This is a genomic window from Clostridium sp. TF06-15AC (assembly GCF_003481165.1).
Lineage (GTDB): Bacteria > Bacillota > Clostridia > Lachnospirales > Lachnospiraceae > Otoolea > Otoolea fessa.
The window spans coordinates 172,249-186,889 of sequence record NZ_QUKS01000004.1 but is presented as its reverse complement, the minus strand read 5'-3'; the positions used below and the strand labels follow the sequence as shown (position 1 = coordinate 186,889).

The following is a 14,641-nucleotide window of genomic DNA, read 5'->3' as shown; positions in this document are numbered from 1 at the left end:
TGACACACGCCGGATATGGGAAAATCCCTTGTGTACCATGGGATTCTGCCCTGTTGTTTGGTTGTTGCCTGTCGATTTGTACCCCTCTGTTAGATACGAGGGGTTTATGCTGGCGTGCCTTGCGGCACACCAGCCACAGCAGGTCAGTCCGCTTCTGCGGCTTTCGCTTCGCACGCCGCCTGCACTCCCTGCCTGCTGTCTGTCAGTTTTTTTATTTCTTTGAGGAAATCGTGTCCTTTTTGTACAAGGGGCGTGTAAAACTCCGAGATAACGCTAGTTCCCACATCCACATAGCCACGCCCCTTTATCTGCTTTAGGAAGAAGTCCTTTGTGGTTTCCCCGAACATCATCCCATAGCCCATTTCCGACATCCGCCCCAGAGCCACACGGAAATTGAACTGGTCACGGATTCCGTCCCCCAGATACTTTGCGTCTGGACGCTGGCAGGCGAGAATCAGGAAGAAACCAGCCTGCCGCCCAAGCATAACGATTTGCTTTAATTTGTTGAGAACAGCGGCATTTTCTTTTGTGCCGAGCATTTCCATAAATGCCACATATTCATCAAAGATAAGGAAATTTGCCGGAAGTCCCAAGTAAGCGTAGTTTTCCCCTGTCCGGTAATTCTCCATGAGCTTCATGTCTTCGCTGCGTTTCATCATTTCCTCATAGAAACGGTCAATGCAGGCGAGCATATCTTCCTTTTTGTAGTACACATCCGGCATAACCGCCTGTAAATCCGCAAGGTCGGCGTTCTTTGGGTCTAACACGAACAGGACGGCGTTAGTGCGGAGCAGGGCTTCAATGAGGGTCAGGATGAAATAGGTCTTTCCGCCGCCGGTTCCTCCGGCAATGAGCATATGGGGGAGCTTGTCATACTCCCACCAGACATTTTCCATGAGCCGGAGCCTGCCGTCCTTTGCCTGTACATCCTCAATGGAAATACGACCTCCAATGGTATCATAGATCAGGGTGTACTCCACATAGGAATCCTTTAATTCCTTATCCGTCAGCTCACAGTACAAGCCGCTTTCCAGCTTTCTCTCCAAGTTTAAGAGCTGTTCCTGATATTTCCCCAAGGTGATTTCCACACGGATATGGAGCAAGCCCTGCTTCATCCGGTAGTAGATTTTGGGAAAGTAAGTGATGGTTTCTTTGGAACGGCTGGAAGACAAGTCCTTGAAAAAAGCGTCTTCCTTTCTCTGTTCCGATTCATACCACTTGTTTTCCAATACCATCCTTGCCAGCTTTTGGCGGTGGATGAGCTGCTTTACTTCGTCCCTGCGGTATCGCCAGAACAGAAGAACGGCTGTAAGACACACCAGCACTGCCACGCCCATACTAAATAACAGGTAAGGGATGTTTACATCCTGTACTATCTGGGAGAGGGACACTTCCTGCCAGTTGGTTCCGGCTATTTGCCCTGTATGAAACAGCAGGACAACCAGCAGGAAGACAGGGAACAGGGCGGCAAGGGCAGTATGGAACACAAGGTCTTTATCCGTGGGGCGGATACGTTTTCCACGGGGAAAAAGCTGCTTCATGGGAACAATCCTCCTTTCGCTTTTCTCTTATTTAGCTGCTATTTTACAGGGGGAGCGTCTTTCTTCGGTGTCTGCGGATTCATGGCAGCCCCTTTTTTCAGGACAATATCCTCTGCTTTGATGTACCAGTCCACCTCTGCTCCCTGAAAGGTAGCCGTTGCCACGGTATCTGCCACTGGATTGATAAGTTCCACCTCTGCGTTGTAATCGAACTCCTTTAACGGCACGCTGGCAGGGATAGAAACCTGAATCATACGCCCCTGTCCTCTGGATTTTAAGTCATAGGTACGCTCCTTGATTTCTTCTGATACCGAGCCGTCTTCATTCTGGAGGTGAACCTCACGGCGGAGGGCAGAAAATTTCAATGCCCCGAATGTTGCTTCCTTGTCAATCACGATTCCGTTTGCTAATCTCATAGTTTGATGTCCTCCTTTTCCTTATGCTTTTACCATATCGTCAGCGTGTAAAATGTAGTTGGTAAAGCCCCTTGTGCCGATTTTATAGCCCTCTGCGGTAATACGGGGATTGACGAGCTTTACACGTTCCTCAAAGTCAAAATGTTTCTCTCCGGCTTCGGCAGGGAGGATAACCACAATATCATCCGCCCTCTGTACGTCTGAATAAAGGTTGAAGCTGCGAGAGAGTACCGCTATGCGTCCGTTGATTCTTCTCTGTTCTGTTTTGTCTTCTCCGGCAAACTCCAAGTTGCCGAATGTTTTTTCCATGTTGGGGATAACAAATTTTAATTCCATATAGATGTACCTGTCCTTTCTGAATGTTGTGTTTGATGGTAGGTTTCGGGTTCCGGTCTGGAAGCCGGAGGGGAACGCTCCGGCGGTGGTGATTTCTTCGTGGTATCACATCCTTTCTGGGGCTATTGAAGAAATTACAGGGTTGTGATATTATCTAGGTGTTAAAAATTAAATAGTCATGGTTAGGATTGTTAGCTTGTGTTTTCTCATGTAGCTCTGTCATGTACTCCCAACAACTTAAAAGTAGATTTCAGTGGAGATTTATAATATCAGGAGGTACGCTTATGACAATAATAACAACTGTAAAAAGCATTATGGTGGGCGACGGAATTTCTGGGAATTTTTGCTAAAATGTGCAGGGGCAATGGAAAAAATTACGGCTGGCATGACATGAAGAATCCGGGAGGGTCAAATCTCCAATTCCCATCGGGGCTGTTTTCAGCCCCATTTAATTTTGAAACAAAAAATAGACGCTCATTGTTGAACGTCTATTTTTGGATGATATTGAGGTTTGCTGGTCTATCTTATAAAATCTGAATGTACTTCGATTGCATTTTTATTGCATTTTTTATTTTTTTTCACATAGATTTTAGTGGTTGATAGTTCCTGAAAATGCCTTAAAATCAATGATTTTCACTTATATAGCATACTGTCTGTCTGGAGTTTGAGTGATTAAATGCCTTTGAAAAAGCCTTTATTTATGCGGATTGCAAGTATATTTGTTTAATGATTGGCAACGATTTGGCAACATTTCAGGTATCACTCATTAGATAATAGAATACTTCAATAACAGAAAAACCTTACTGATTTTCAGAAATAAAGCTGAAAGTCAGTAAGGTTTTTTTGTATGTAGAAGTTAAAAATTAGTCGGATTCGGATTGTAAATCCTGTAAGATAAGGTCGCTGAGTTCTTGAGATGGGACTACTTTTCTACCTTGTTTAGAGGTGTCTGATTCGGGATATTTGTACCGCCACTGGTCGTACTCTTCTTTGGTTATCTCACCTTGTTTCAGACGGGCAGCCTGTTCCTGCCATGCGTGGAACATATCAAACATGGTGGTGTAGGTTGTTCCGGTGGCTTTATCTAACCGCAGACATACTTCTCCGTCAATCTCTCCGATTTTCAAGCCATACATATCTTCCAACGCAAAAAGCGTGTGCATAAGTCCGATATAACTGTCTATTTCCGGCACAGTGATTGCACGAGGACTTACGTCAAGGAGATGTGCCATTTCCTTTACAAGGTCTTGTTTCGGTGTTCGGGATTCTGATTCGTACTGTGCCATACGGACATCAGAGGTCTTTCCCAGAAAACCGAGGAGTTCGCCTAACTGTTTCTGCGTCATGCCTTTCCGATTGCGGAAAAAGCGGATTCTTTTGCCGATTGCCATAATAAAACCTCCGATATTAAACATTTCTGTTGAAGTTAGTATAACATGATGAAATAGAAATAGCATGTAAAACTTAAATAAAAAAAGTTAATATTCTTCTGAAAACCACCTGACTTAACGGAATTTGTTTAGTATTATAAAATAATAACTTAAATAAAAAGAGTTAAAAACTAAATGATCGTCCAAACCGAACAAACGCCACGACCTTCAAAAGAAGCGAGCGTCCCTGATACAGAGGGACTGGCACAGCGCCGCACAGGGTTGCCTGTCAGAACGGGGAGGAGAGAACGGCAGGGATTTTAGGAAAGGAGAGGGTATGGATGGAAGAAAAATCATTTATGACGGTGGAAGAAGTAGCAACAGAATTACGGGTATCAAAGTCTAAAGCCTATCAGGTTGTGAGGGAACTGAACGCAGAATTGCAGAAACAAGGGTATATGACAGTAGCGGGGCGTGTAAACACTACTTTCTTTCATAAGAAGGTCTGTTACAGCGATTAAGTTGGAAGGGGATGATGGAAATGGCTGTATATAAAGACAATGCTACGGGAACGTGGCGGGTAATTTATCGTTTCACGAATTGGAAAGGGGAACGGAAGCAGACGCAGAAACGTGGGTTTGCAACAAAAAGAGAGGCACAAGTCTGGGAACATGAGGTTATGCTGAAACAGAACTCCAAACTGGATATGACATTTGCCAGTTTTTTTGAACGTTATGAAGCAGATAAAAAACAGCGTGTCAAGGAAAGCACATGGGAATCCAAAAGCCAGGTAATTCGCACAAAGATTTTACCGTATTTTGGAAATCGGAAGATTGCAGAGATTGAAGCAAAGGACATTATCGCATGGCAGAATGAGCTTATGGCGTATCGGGATGAGAAAGGGAAGCCCTATTCTGCTGATTTTCTAAAGACAATACACGCACAGCTTACAGCAATTTTTAATCACGCTGTAAACTTTTATAACCTGCCTTACAATCCGGCAAGACGGGCTGGCACAATAGGCAATGAAATTCCGAAGGAGATGGACTTCTGGACAAAAGAGGAGTATCTGAAATTTTCAGAAGCCATGATGGATAAACCACGTTCCTTTTATGCTTTTGAAATGCTTTACTGGTGCGGTATCCGTTCCGGCGAGTTGTTGGCTCTTACTGTTGCTGATTTTGATTTTCAGAAACAGACGGTCACGATCAGCAAGACGTACTATCGTTCCAAAGGGCGTGATATTATTACAAGCCCCAAAACAGCGAAAAGCAATCGTACTGTAAAAATGTCTCCGTTTCTTTGCGAAGAAATGCAGGAGTATATCAAAATGTTCTATGAAATCAAGCCGGATGAACGGCTGTTTACGGTTACGAAATCTTATCTCAATCATGAGATGGAACGAGGGGCAAAACAGGCGGGAGTGAAAAAGATTCGGGTGCATGATATTCGTCACAGCCATGTAGCACTGCTGATAAATATGGGATTTTCAGTGCTGGCGATTGGAGAACGGGTAGGACACGAAGCAGAAAAAATTACTTACAGATATGCTCATTTGTTTCCGACGGTTCAGACAGAAATGGCAGAAAAGCTGGAAATGGAGCGAATGGAAAAGGAGGACAGCAATGGAAAGAAGTCTTGATTATAAAGGGCGTTGGAGAAATCATACCGTAGCATTTCGGGTATCGGATGAAGAAGCAAAGCTGCTTAATGATTTGGTAGCATTGTCTGGTTTGACAAAGCAGGAATATATCATAAGACGATTGACGTGCAGGGATGTGGTTGTACAGGGAAATCCGAGAGTTTATAAGGCATTAAAAAATCAGATGGCAGCTATCTATGAAGAATTAAAGCGGCTGGAAACAGTAAGCCCGGATAATGATGAACTGCTCTATACGTTGCAGGTAATTGCAATTACGTTAGAGGGATTGAAAGGAGAAGATGAATGATGGGAAAAATGAAAACGACTGCTCCCGTATCATCTGTTGGCGCAGATGGGGCGCAGCCGAATGTAAAAAATCACAATGAAATTATAGCAAATTCACAGGAACAAATCAATCAGCAAGCCACCAAAAACCCAGAGAAATCCGGGAATAGCGGACTGCATACCATGTCCATGCCGGAATTGTATGATACTGTTTTTGTGCCGAGAGTACCGATTGTAGACGGTTTTCTCTATGGTGGCACATATCTATTTGTAGGCGCGCCAAAGGTAGGAAAATCATTCTTCATGGCACAGCTTGCCTATCATGTGGCAATGGGGATTCCGTTGTGGGATTACCCGGTGCGGAAAGGAACAGTGCTGTATCTGGCATTGGAAGATGATTATGCAAGACTTCAACGCCGACTGTCTGGTATGTTTGGTGTAGAGTGTGCCGATAATCTGTATTTTGCAACACAGGCAAAGACTTTGAATGAGGGGTTGGACAGGCAATTAGAAGAATTTTTGAAAGAGCATAAAGACGCAAGGCTGGTTATCATTGATACGCTCCAGAAAGTGCGTGAAGTCGGCGGGGACAGATACAGCTATTCCGGCGATTATGAGATTGTGACAAAGCTGAAATCATTCAACGATAAATATAGTATCTGCCTGTTAGTGGTTCATCATACACGCAAGCTGGAATCGGAGGATAGCTTTGATATGATTTCCGGCACAAATGGACTGTTGGGTGCGGCAGATGGGGCATTTATCATGCACAAAAAGAAACGGACAGACAATAAAGCAGTGATGGATATTGTGGGGCGTGACCAGCCGGATCAGGAACTGACTATAGAATTTGACAGGGAGCGTTGTGTATGGAAATTCAAGAAAGCAGAAACAGAGTTGTGGAAACAGCCACCGAATCCGCTTTTAGAGGCAATCAATGCGTTTCTGATAGAGGACAGACAGGAGTGGGAGGGAACAGCGACAGAACTTGTAAAGCAACTGCCGGATATACAGCTACAGGCGAATGTGCTTTCACGAAGATTGAATACCGTCAACAGCCAGTTACTCAATGACTATGGGATTTTCTATGATAATAAGCGGGGGCATGAAAGAAAAATCATTCTGAAACGCCTTGAAGCAAAGGAATAAAAGCGGCGATATGCGTCGGTTGCGACGGTATTTTTGGTAGCGGGCTGGTGTGGAAAATATCGACGCTATCGACGCAAACCGACGCAGAAAGGATTTTTATGAAAAACGTGCAAATCCCTTATGAATTATTTGTATCTCTGCTCCGCTATCATCTAATGGAAGAAGATGATTGTCTGAATGAAATCCGGCAGGGGGTGGAACGGAAATTGGATTCTCTGGTTCGCCATGAATTATATGCGAAATATAAGACTGCTCCCACACGGGAAGAACGGGAAAAAGCCAGACGGGAATATCTGGAAAAACGTGGAGTGCCGGATAGCTTCCGCTGGTAATTTTTCTTTGATGATAACAGACAGGAGCGTGTCACGCTCCTGTGGATAGCAGACAACGAGAAAGGTGTGATTTGATGATAATTCAGCCGGAATGGGGAACCCAGAATGTGAACAAATATTTTTACGAAAGTGAAGCCCGTAGGATTGTTGCCCCCGCCAGATACCTTGCGGCATCTGGCTCTCGCAGCAGTCGCCAAATGGACGTGCAAGCACGTCCGCTCTGCTACGGTCGGTGCAGAGCAGACGTCCCCCGGATGTCTTGCACCCTCGGAGAGCGCAAAGGCAGCTTTTGATGGACGGAACGGCTGTCAAAAGTGCTTTTGCGTTGCTTTCGACGAAAGTAACAAAGCCTATGCGCCGTATCCGGCGCTGATTACCCGAACAGGGAGAAAGGATATTGATTGAAGCGAACGATTAGCTTTATGACAGGAAAAGGTTCTGTCAACCATAACAGCAGAAAATTCCATGCAAAGAATACTGACCTGGAGAGAAGCTGTCTGAACGTGGAATACTGCAACAAAAATGTTAAGGACGTATATCACGAATTGTTTGATGAAGCACTCGCCCGGTACAATGAGAAACAGACCAGAAGTGACCGCCGGATTGACAATTATTATGAGAAAATCCGTTCCGGCAAGCAGGAAAAGCCATTCCATGAGATTATCCTGCAAATCGGGGATAAGGACAACATGGGAGCAAAGACGGAGAGTGGACAGCTTGCGGCAAAGGTGCTGGATAAATATATGCTGGACTTTCAGCGGCGAAATCCTACGTTGAGGGTGTTCAGTGCCTATCTTCATATGGACGAAGCGACGCCCCACTTGCATATAGATTTTGTACCATATACGACAGGAAGCAAGCGGGGACTTGATACAAGAGTATCTTTGAAACAGGCGTTAGCAGCTCTTGGCTTTAAAGGCGGTACAAGACGAGAAACAGAATTAAATCAGTGGGTGGCTTATGAGAAAGAACAGCTTGCCGTTGTCATGCTGGAACATGGGATTGAGTGGGAGAAGAAAGGCACACATGAAAAGCATTTATCTGTCCTGGATTTTGAGAAAAAGGAGCGGGCAAAGGAAGTTGCAGAACTGGAAGCGAAAAAAGCAGAATTACAGGAAAAGAATGCCATTTTTCAAGAAATTAACAAAGATTTGCAGAACAGTTGTTACATGTTGATGATGAGATTCGTTCCTTACAGGAAGATTTACAGGAGTCCCGGCAGGAAGCAGAAAAAGCGCAGAAACAGGTGGACAAATACCAGAAGCGCATGAATGAACTTGCCCCTATGGTAAAGAACATGGAGAAGCTGGCGGCAGATTTTTCCGCAGACCCGGAGCAGACGCTTCCAGAAGCGGCGGTTATGGAATCTGCAAAGTCGTATCGGGAGAAGAAAGCAAAACCGCTGGTAAAGAAAATTGTACAAGTCATGCGCTATGTTTATTCGGCATATCTGGATATTTCAAATAAGTTTACAAAGTTGCAAGCAGCGTATAACAGGGAACGGAGCGGAAACGAGCGGCTGACAAACAGGCTGGAAGAAGTTTTGGAGGAAAACCGGGAATTGAGGATAGTGGCGACAGATTTTGAGCGTATAAAAGCTGTGGTCGGCTCTGAACAGGTTAATGCTGTGATTAACCGGGTAAAGCAGCAGGAACAGATAGAAGCCGAGCAGAAACGGGCAGCAAGGAGAAAACATAATCGGGATGCCCGCTGATAGGAGGAGGGCTGCTTTAAAGCCCTCTTAGCTGTCATAAAGTGAATCTCTGCTAGTTAGTCAGGAGCAGCGTAGCCGTGAAGTTTACTACTGACTGGCTGGTGAGAAATTAAAAAAGAATATACGTTCGGTGGATTTTGCTTGATTTTGAGTTGGTTTGATAGTATAATAAGGGAAAAATCAGGTATAAAATATTTCCCAGGAGTGATGTGAATGAAACAGGTACATTTAAGGGTTGATGATGAGTTATATAATGAATTGAACGCATATTCTGTGATGATGGAACAGACAATGCAGGACTGTGTGAGAGAGGCAGTTGCGTATTATGTTACTGATATGAGAAGAAAGCAGCAAGCAGTGAAAGATCGTCAGTTTACATTTATTGATTTGTTTGCCGGAATAGGTGGAATGCGAATTGCTTTTGAGAGGGCCGGCGGGCATTGTGTTTATTCTAATGAGTGGAATAAATACAGTCAGCAGACATATTTTGCTAATTTTGGAGAACAGCCGGAGGGAGATATTACGCAGGTGCCAGCTTCGTCTATACCAGATCACGATATTCTGGTAGCCGGATTTCCCTGTCAGCCATTTTCCATTGCGGGTGTTTCCAAAAAGAACAGTCTTGGCAGAGCAACAGGATTTGAGGATAAAACACAGGGAACGCTTTTCTTTGATGTTTGCAGGATATTAAAAGAAAAAAGACCAAAAGCCTTTATGCTGGAGAATGTAAAAAATTTGTGCAGCCATGATAAGGGCAGAACATTTAAAGTAATATTGGAATCATTGGAAGAATTGAACTATAGTGTGTTCTATTCTGTACTGGACGGACAAAATTATGTGCCGCAGCACAGGGAACGTATTCTTATTGTGGGATTTGACCGTCAGAAGTATGGGAAAAATGTACAGTTTGATTTTAAACTGACACCTAAATTTCCCAAACCTGTTATGCGGGATATTCTGGATGAAAATGTTGATGAGAAATATACATTGTCGGATAAACTCTGGACATATCTTCAAAATTATGCAGAAAAGCACAGAGCTGCAGGAAATGGATTTGGATATGGTATTGCTCCATTGGATGGTGTATCAAGAACAATCAGCGCGAGATATTACAAAGACGGTTCGGAAATACTGATTGCACAGGAGGGCAAAAATCCTCGGCGGCTGACACCGCGTGAATGTGCGAGATTACAGGGCTTTCCGGATGATTTCAAAATCCCTGTATCTGATACACAGGCATATAAGCAGTTCGGAAATTCTGTCGTAGTGCCGCTGATGGAAAACGTAGCAAAGCTGATAGTAAAGAAAATGGAAGAAATGGACTTGGCAGAGGGAAAAGAATTACAGAGGATGGTGATTTAGATGACTACAGGATACGCGGGACAGACGATAAAATCTGTTCTTAACAGTGAAAAAGGATTTTGTAAATTTCTTTCTGCAAATGATACGGGCGCAACAGGCGGTCATCAGTCTGGTATTTTGATTTCAAAATCAGCTATGGAAATGATGTTTAGCAAACAGGAACTTGAACAGGCGGGAATCCCCAAAAGGACAGTGAAGATCAGATGGCAGGATGATTTTGAAACAGAAAGCTGTTTTACATATTATGAAAGTAAAAATGAGTTGAGAATCACACGATTTGGAAGAGGATTTCCATTTTTGAAGCCTGAGCAGACAGGAGCGTTGTTTGTATTTACACAACAGACGGATTTTGATTATTGCGGATATTTTCTGGAAACGGATGAGGAAATAGAAGAATTTCTTGACACATTTGGAATCAGCCCTACAGAAACGAACAGTCTTATTGATACCGGGAAAATATCGTCAGAAACACAGGAAAAATTGGCAATACAGGAGTTTATCAGCGGACTTGATGTGGATTTTCCGACATCGGATGTAATGTCAGCGGCGGCAAGAACGATTGAAGAAAAGGCATATGATCATGTGGAATATATTCTCACTAATCCTGATGAAAAAATTATCAGTTGGACAAATATGGAATATACTCTTTTCAGGGCACTGGAATATGCAAGATATGGCGATATAATTACAAAAGGATTTCAGTCGGTGGACGAATTTGTAAGAGTTGCTAATGTAGTGCTGAATCGCAGAAAAAGTCGGGCGGGTAAAAGCCTTGAACATCATTTATCGGCAATATTTGACGGGAATGGTATAGAGTATTCGTCGCAGGCCGTTACGGAAGGAAATAAGAAGCCGGATTTTCTGTTTCCCTCACAGGAGGCATATCATGACTATGATTTTTCAACAGATTATATTATTTCTCTGGCAGCAAAAACAACCTGTAAGGACAGGTGGAGGCAGGTGCTGAACGAAGCGGATCGCTTGCGGGACAAGCCGAAATATCTGTGTACGCTTCAACAGGGAATATCCGGGGCACAGATGGATGAAATGCAGGCGGAGAATGTTATACTGGTTGTACCGAAACCTTATATAGCGACATATCCAAAGGATCGCAGAAACAGAATATGGACATTGGCCCGGTTTGTTCAGTATGTAAAAACAATAGAGGGCAAATAAGATGGATATAAAAAGCCCGGAGGAACGAAGTAAGAACATGGCGGCTATCCGCTCAAAAAATACAAAACCGGAAGTGTATTTCAGAAAATTGCTTTTTGCGAAGGGATACAGATACAGTCTTAATTCCGGTAAAGTACCCGGACACCCGGACATTTATTTGCGTAAATATAATACTGCTATTTTTGTTCACGGATGTTTCTGGCACAGACATACTGGCTGTCAATATGCGTATATGCCAAAATCAAGAGTTGAATTTTGGCAGAAGAAATTTGAAGCGAATGTAAAAAGAGATCATGTTGTCGGAATGGAATTGCAGGATAAGGGGATTAAGTGTCTGATTGTGTGGGAATGTACGGTTAAGAGAATGAAAAAAAATTTAGCCGATTGTGAAAAATATTTAAAAGAGATAGAAGAGTTTTTGGAGAGAAACCAAATGTTTCTGGAAATCTAATATACTGTGTTGAATGAAAGATTATTTTAGGATTTTTGAAAGTTGCAAGGGAGGAGGCGTTTAATGTACCAGATTAAAATAGAAAATTGCAATAATATTGCAGAGGGAGAATTAACTATTGAGGATGGAAAACTTAACATCCTTTATGGAATAAATGGTACTGGAAAAACAACGATTGCAAAAGCAATAGAATTTTCAAAGGAACCACAAAAAATAGAAGAATTACAGTCTTTTTTTACAGAGAATCCAGCATCTGTTTCAATCAGTCCGGAAGTTGGAAAGATACTGGTGTTTAATGAAGATTTTGTCAGGGATATTGTTTTTAAAGAAGATGAAGTAATACAGAATTCATTTGAAGTGTTTTTGAAAACACCTAATTATTCTCAAAAAAAGGCACAGCTTGATCGACATCTTCAAGCTTTACATAATATTATGAAGCAAGATGAAGAGATACAAGGGTTGCAGAGATTATTAGAGCAAATTGCAGGCAAATTTAAACGTAATACTAATGGAAAACTTAGTAAAACAGGTGTATATAAAAGCGTGTTGTCTAAAAGTAATCTGTATAATATACCAGAAGAGCTGGATAGTTACAGACCGTTTATTACAAATACAGAGATCAATATTCCATGGATAGATTGGAAATCTAAGGGAGATGCCTTTGATGTCGGAGATGGCTGTCCATATTGTTCAGAAACATTAAACAGGTCTGTACATAATCAGAGAAAAGAGGTATTTAAGAAGACTTATAAAAAAGCTGATTCGCAAAATCTTAAAGACTTATTAGATTTGCTTGAAAGTTTGAGAATATATATTAAACCGGAGAAGTACGATGAACTGGTATCTTATGTAAAAACAGATGTTCCAGAAGATATTATATCGGCCATTCTTGAAAAATTATTATTGGAATTGGACATAATGTTAAAACGGTTTGCGGCTATTGTCGAGTTTGGAAACAGGAAGATTGTTCTTGCAGATATCTCTAAACTTGATCAACAGATTAATGAAATGGAAATTCCGAAAAATTTTTTTGAGATTTTTGGTGGAGAAAAGATTGAAAATGTTATTAAGCGAATAAATGATCAGGTGCTTGAATTACGTTCAGAAGCAGCAGTATTAAAAAGAGAAATGGGTGCATTGAAAGGCGTAATGCAAGCAACTATACAAGCATCGCAAACGGATATTAATGAGTTCTTGAAAACGGCGGGCATAAACTATGAATTAGTGATACTTGCGGAGGATGAAAATAATAGTCGTACAATATTAAAACAATGTTTTAGCGAAGAAAGAACAGATGTGACAAAGATACGAGATCATTTAAGTTGGGGAGAGAAAAATGCTTTTGCATTAATTCTGTTCATGTATTATGCTGTTATGCAAAATCCAGATTTAATCATACTGGATGATCCAATTTCATCATTTGATACTAATAAAAAGTATGCTATTCTTCATAGAATGTTTAAGAATATTGGAAAACGGGATGTTTCTCTAGAGGGAAAAACAGTTTTGTTTTTAACACATGACTTTGAGCCTATTACAGATTTTATCGTAGTAGGAAAATTAGGGGAAGAAAAGGCACAGGCTTCTTTTGTTTGTAATGAACATGGAATTGTTAAAGCGCATAAGATAGACCCGAATTCTGATGTGAAACTTATTACAATAGAGTGTAGTGAAATTGCAAAAAATACAGATATAAACATAGTTAGTCGTGTGGCTTTTTTAAGAAAGTTAAGTGAATTAAATGGGCGGAATGGAGATTGGGATTTTGTGTATGAAATTTTATCTTGCCTCATTCATGCAAATGAAATAAAGAGAAAGCTGGGAAATAATACATATATTGACATTGATCCGGGAGACATTGCTATGGGAATATCTAAGATTAAGGAGTATATTCCAGATTTTGATTATGATGAACTTAAAAATAATATCTATACCAAAGAGGGTGTTAAAAATTTATATAACGCTGAAACTAATGCGTATTTAAAAGTGCAGTTATTTAGAGAAATGAATGAAATATTAACTCACAATGAAGTTAGAATTACGCAAATGGATGGTGCTTGGTATAAATTCATAGACGAAACGTATCATATTGAAAATGATTATCTGCACTTTTTGGATATTATTAAATTTAATATTGTACCAAGTTATATAATTGATAATGTGGATGAAATTGTTTCTGGAATATAATTAAGATAGGAGCGAATGGACTATGAATTATTGGGCATGGGGCGGAAAATATATAGGCAGACGGTCAGGCGATTATCTCTATTCAAAGACTGGTAATCCTTTAGGAGTATTCTATGATGATGAATTATATGATTTTTCTGGAAAGTATATTGGAGAGATCAGAAAGGAAAATAGAATTATTGTAAATAAAAGTCATAAAAACAAGCGAAAATCAGGAAGGTGTAAGCCTTGTGGAAAATGCGGATCTTCGTATTGTGATTATGTGGGATACGTTATGTTATGTGGTTATGAAGATTTTAACTTAGAATAAAATCTTTGGTATTAGCGGCAACATTTTGGCAACAGAAAATCAGTAAGCCAGAATAAATGATGTAATTGAAGTAAAAAACGGTGTGTATCTGCATAAAACCTAAACTAACATAGTTAAGTACCACAAAGAACACACCGAGTTTGAATAATTTGAAATGCTTTAAGAACCCAGTATTTATGCGGGTTTGCAGCACTTCAAGAAGTCTTTTGATAACAAATTGATAACAGCTGCATGAGAGCCATTATTCTTGTAATCCAGTGGTTTTAGGGTTAGAGAATGATGACAGGTGGTTGTGCAACAAATAAATCCATATTTATCTAAAAAGCCCTTAGCTGTGGGTATAAAACTCATAGCTAAGGGCTTTTGTCGT

At 41.3% G+C, this 14,641-nt stretch carries 15 protein-coding genes and 1 pseudogene; 12 read left to right on the top strand and 4 right to left on the bottom strand.

Translation table 11 applies throughout. The features are described 5' to 3' along the window. Window positions 1-143: 143 nt before the first annotated feature. The 4 genes from DXC57_RS09875 to DXC57_RS09860 all read right to left on the bottom strand — a co-directional run bounded on the left by DXC57_RS09875 (window position 144) and on the right by DXC57_RS09860 (window position 3,684). Window positions 144-1,541: an FtsK/SpoIIIE domain-containing protein gene (locus DXC57_RS09875; protein ID WP_118652410.1), complete on the bottom strand. Its 1,398-nt coding sequence runs from the start codon at window positions 1,539-1,541 to the stop codon at window positions 144-146. Window positions 1,542-1,579: 38 nt separating this feature from the next. After that, window positions 1,580-1,957, bottom strand: coding sequence for a YdcP family protein (locus DXC57_RS09870; protein ID WP_009009569.1), 378 nt, complete (start codon window positions 1,955-1,957; stop codon window positions 1,580-1,582). Window positions 1,958-1,978: 21 nt separating this feature from the next. Further along, on the bottom strand, window positions 1,979-2,293 hold the full coding sequence (locus DXC57_RS09865) for a YdcP family protein (RefSeq protein ID WP_015552526.1): 315 nt from the start codon (window positions 2,291-2,293) through the stop codon (window positions 1,979-1,981). 863 nt (window positions 2,294-3,156) lie between these two features. Further along, window positions 3,157-3,684 carry a helix-turn-helix transcriptional regulator gene (locus DXC57_RS09860; RefSeq protein ID WP_118652408.1) on the bottom strand — a complete coding sequence of 176 codons (528 nt, stop codon included), beginning with the start codon at window positions 3,682-3,684 and terminating at the stop codon, window positions 3,157-3,159. 320 nt (window positions 3,685-4,004) lie between these two features. On the opposite strand from DXC57_RS09860, the gene DXC57_RS09855 reads away from it, so the two are divergent. From DXC57_RS09855 to DXC57_RS09800, 12 genes and pseudogenes are all read left to right on the top strand, one after another. Further along, window positions 4,005-4,184 (top strand): DNA-binding protein, encoded by a 180-nt coding sequence (locus DXC57_RS09855; RefSeq protein ID WP_118652406.1) that lies wholly within the window; start codon window positions 4,005-4,007, stop codon window positions 4,182-4,184. 20 nt (window positions 4,185-4,204) lie between these two features. Next, window positions 4,205-5,305 (top strand): site-specific integrase, encoded by a 1,101-nt coding sequence (locus tag DXC57_RS09850; protein ID WP_118652512.1) that lies wholly within the window; start codon window positions 4,205-4,207, stop codon window positions 5,303-5,305. Beyond that, window positions 5,289-5,612 carry a mobilization protein gene (locus DXC57_RS09845; protein ID WP_118652404.1) on the top strand — a complete coding sequence of 108 codons (324 nt, stop codon included), beginning with the start codon at window positions 5,289-5,291 and terminating at the stop codon, window positions 5,610-5,612. Before DXC57_RS09850 ends, DXC57_RS09845 begins: the two co-directional genes overlap by 17 nt. Next, a complete protein-coding gene (locus DXC57_RS09840; RefSeq protein WP_118652402.1) occupies window positions 5,609-6,739 on the top strand; it encodes an AAA family ATPase in 1,131 nt (376 codons plus the stop codon). Before DXC57_RS09845 ends, DXC57_RS09840 begins: the two co-directional genes overlap by 4 nt. Before the next feature lie 98 nt (window positions 6,740-6,837). After that, entirely contained in the window at window positions 6,838-7,071 is a 234-nt protein-coding gene (locus DXC57_RS09835; RefSeq protein WP_118652400.1) for a complexin-2, read from the top strand. A gap of 422 nt (window positions 7,072-7,493) precedes the next feature. Continuing rightward, window positions 7,494-8,171, top strand: a pseudogene (locus tag DXC57_RS15735) (plasmid recombination protein); the annotation flags it as partial. Window positions 8,172-8,317: 146 nt separating this feature from the next. Next, a complete protein-coding gene (locus DXC57_RS15730) occupies window positions 8,318-8,785 on the top strand; it encodes a hypothetical protein (RefSeq protein ID WP_243101442.1) in 468 nt (155 codons plus the stop codon). A 213-nt stretch (window positions 8,786-8,998) separates the two neighbouring features. Continuing rightward, window positions 8,999-10,147 (top strand): DNA (cytosine-5-)-methyltransferase, encoded by a 1,149-nt coding sequence (gene dcm, locus DXC57_RS09820; RefSeq protein WP_118652396.1) that lies wholly within the window; start codon window positions 8,999-9,001, stop codon window positions 10,145-10,147. Then, on the top strand, window positions 10,148-11,323 hold the full coding sequence (locus tag DXC57_RS09815) for a type II restriction endonuclease (RefSeq protein WP_118652394.1): 1,176 nt from the start codon (window positions 10,148-10,150) through the stop codon (window positions 11,321-11,323). It abuts the gene before it with no gap. 1 nt (window position 11,324) lies between these two features. Further along, on the top strand, window positions 11,325-11,774 hold the full coding sequence (locus DXC57_RS09810) for a very short patch repair endonuclease (RefSeq protein WP_118652392.1): 450 nt from the start codon (window positions 11,325-11,327) through the stop codon (window positions 11,772-11,774). Window positions 11,775-11,837: 63 nt separating this feature from the next. Next, complete coding sequence (locus DXC57_RS09805) at window positions 11,838-13,961, top strand: AAA family ATPase (RefSeq protein WP_118652390.1); 2,124 nt, start codon at window positions 11,838-11,840, stop codon at window positions 13,959-13,961. 22 nt (window positions 13,962-13,983) lie between these two features. Beyond that, the gene (locus DXC57_RS09800; RefSeq protein WP_118652388.1) at window positions 13,984-14,271 is read left to right on the top strand and encodes a hypothetical protein; all 288 of its coding nucleotides are present in this window, start codon (window positions 13,984-13,986) and stop codon (window positions 14,269-14,271) included. The last annotated feature ends 370 nt before the right edge of the window (window positions 14,272-14,641 follow it).

Coding starts and splice junctions, on each gene's coding strand:
- DXC57_RS09875 (WP_118652410.1), bottom strand. CDS start 1,541: ATGAAGCAGCTTTTTCCCCGTGGAAAACGTATCCGCCCCACGGATAAA.
- DXC57_RS09870 (WP_009009569.1), bottom strand. CDS start 1,957: ATGAGATTAGCAAACGGAATCGTGATTGACAAGGAAGCAACATTCGGG.
- DXC57_RS09865 (WP_015552526.1), bottom strand. CDS start 2,293: ATGGAATTAAAATTTGTTATCCCCAACATGGAAAAAACATTCGGCAAC.
- DXC57_RS09860 (WP_118652408.1), bottom strand. CDS start 3,684: ATGGCAATCGGCAAAAGAATCCGCTTTTTCCGCAATCGGAAAGGCATG.
- DXC57_RS09855 (WP_118652406.1), top strand. CDS start 4,005: ATGGAAGAAAAATCATTTATGACGGTGGAAGAAGTAGCAACAGAATTA.
- DXC57_RS09850 (WP_118652512.1), top strand. CDS start 4,205: ATGGCTGTATATAAAGACAATGCTACGGGAACGTGGCGGGTAATTTAT.
- DXC57_RS09845 (WP_118652404.1), top strand. CDS start 5,289: ATGGAAAGAAGTCTTGATTATAAAGGGCGTTGGAGAAATCATACCGTA.
- DXC57_RS09840 (WP_118652402.1), top strand. CDS start 5,609: ATGATGGGAAAAATGAAAACGACTGCTCCCGTATCATCTGTTGGCGCA.
- DXC57_RS09835 (WP_118652400.1), top strand. CDS start 6,838: ATGAAAAACGTGCAAATCCCTTATGAATTATTTGTATCTCTGCTCCGC.
- dcm (WP_118652396.1), top strand. CDS start 8,999: ATGAAACAGGTACATTTAAGGGTTGATGATGAGTTATATAATGAATTG.
- DXC57_RS09815 (WP_118652394.1), top strand. CDS start 10,148: ATGACTACAGGATACGCGGGACAGACGATAAAATCTGTTCTTAACAGT.
- DXC57_RS09810 (WP_118652392.1), top strand. CDS start 11,325: ATGGATATAAAAAGCCCGGAGGAACGAAGTAAGAACATGGCGGCTATC.
- DXC57_RS09805 (WP_118652390.1), top strand. CDS start 11,838: ATGTACCAGATTAAAATAGAAAATTGCAATAATATTGCAGAGGGAGAA.
- DXC57_RS09800 (WP_118652388.1), top strand. CDS start 13,984: ATGAATTATTGGGCATGGGGCGGAAAATATATAGGCAGACGGTCAGGC.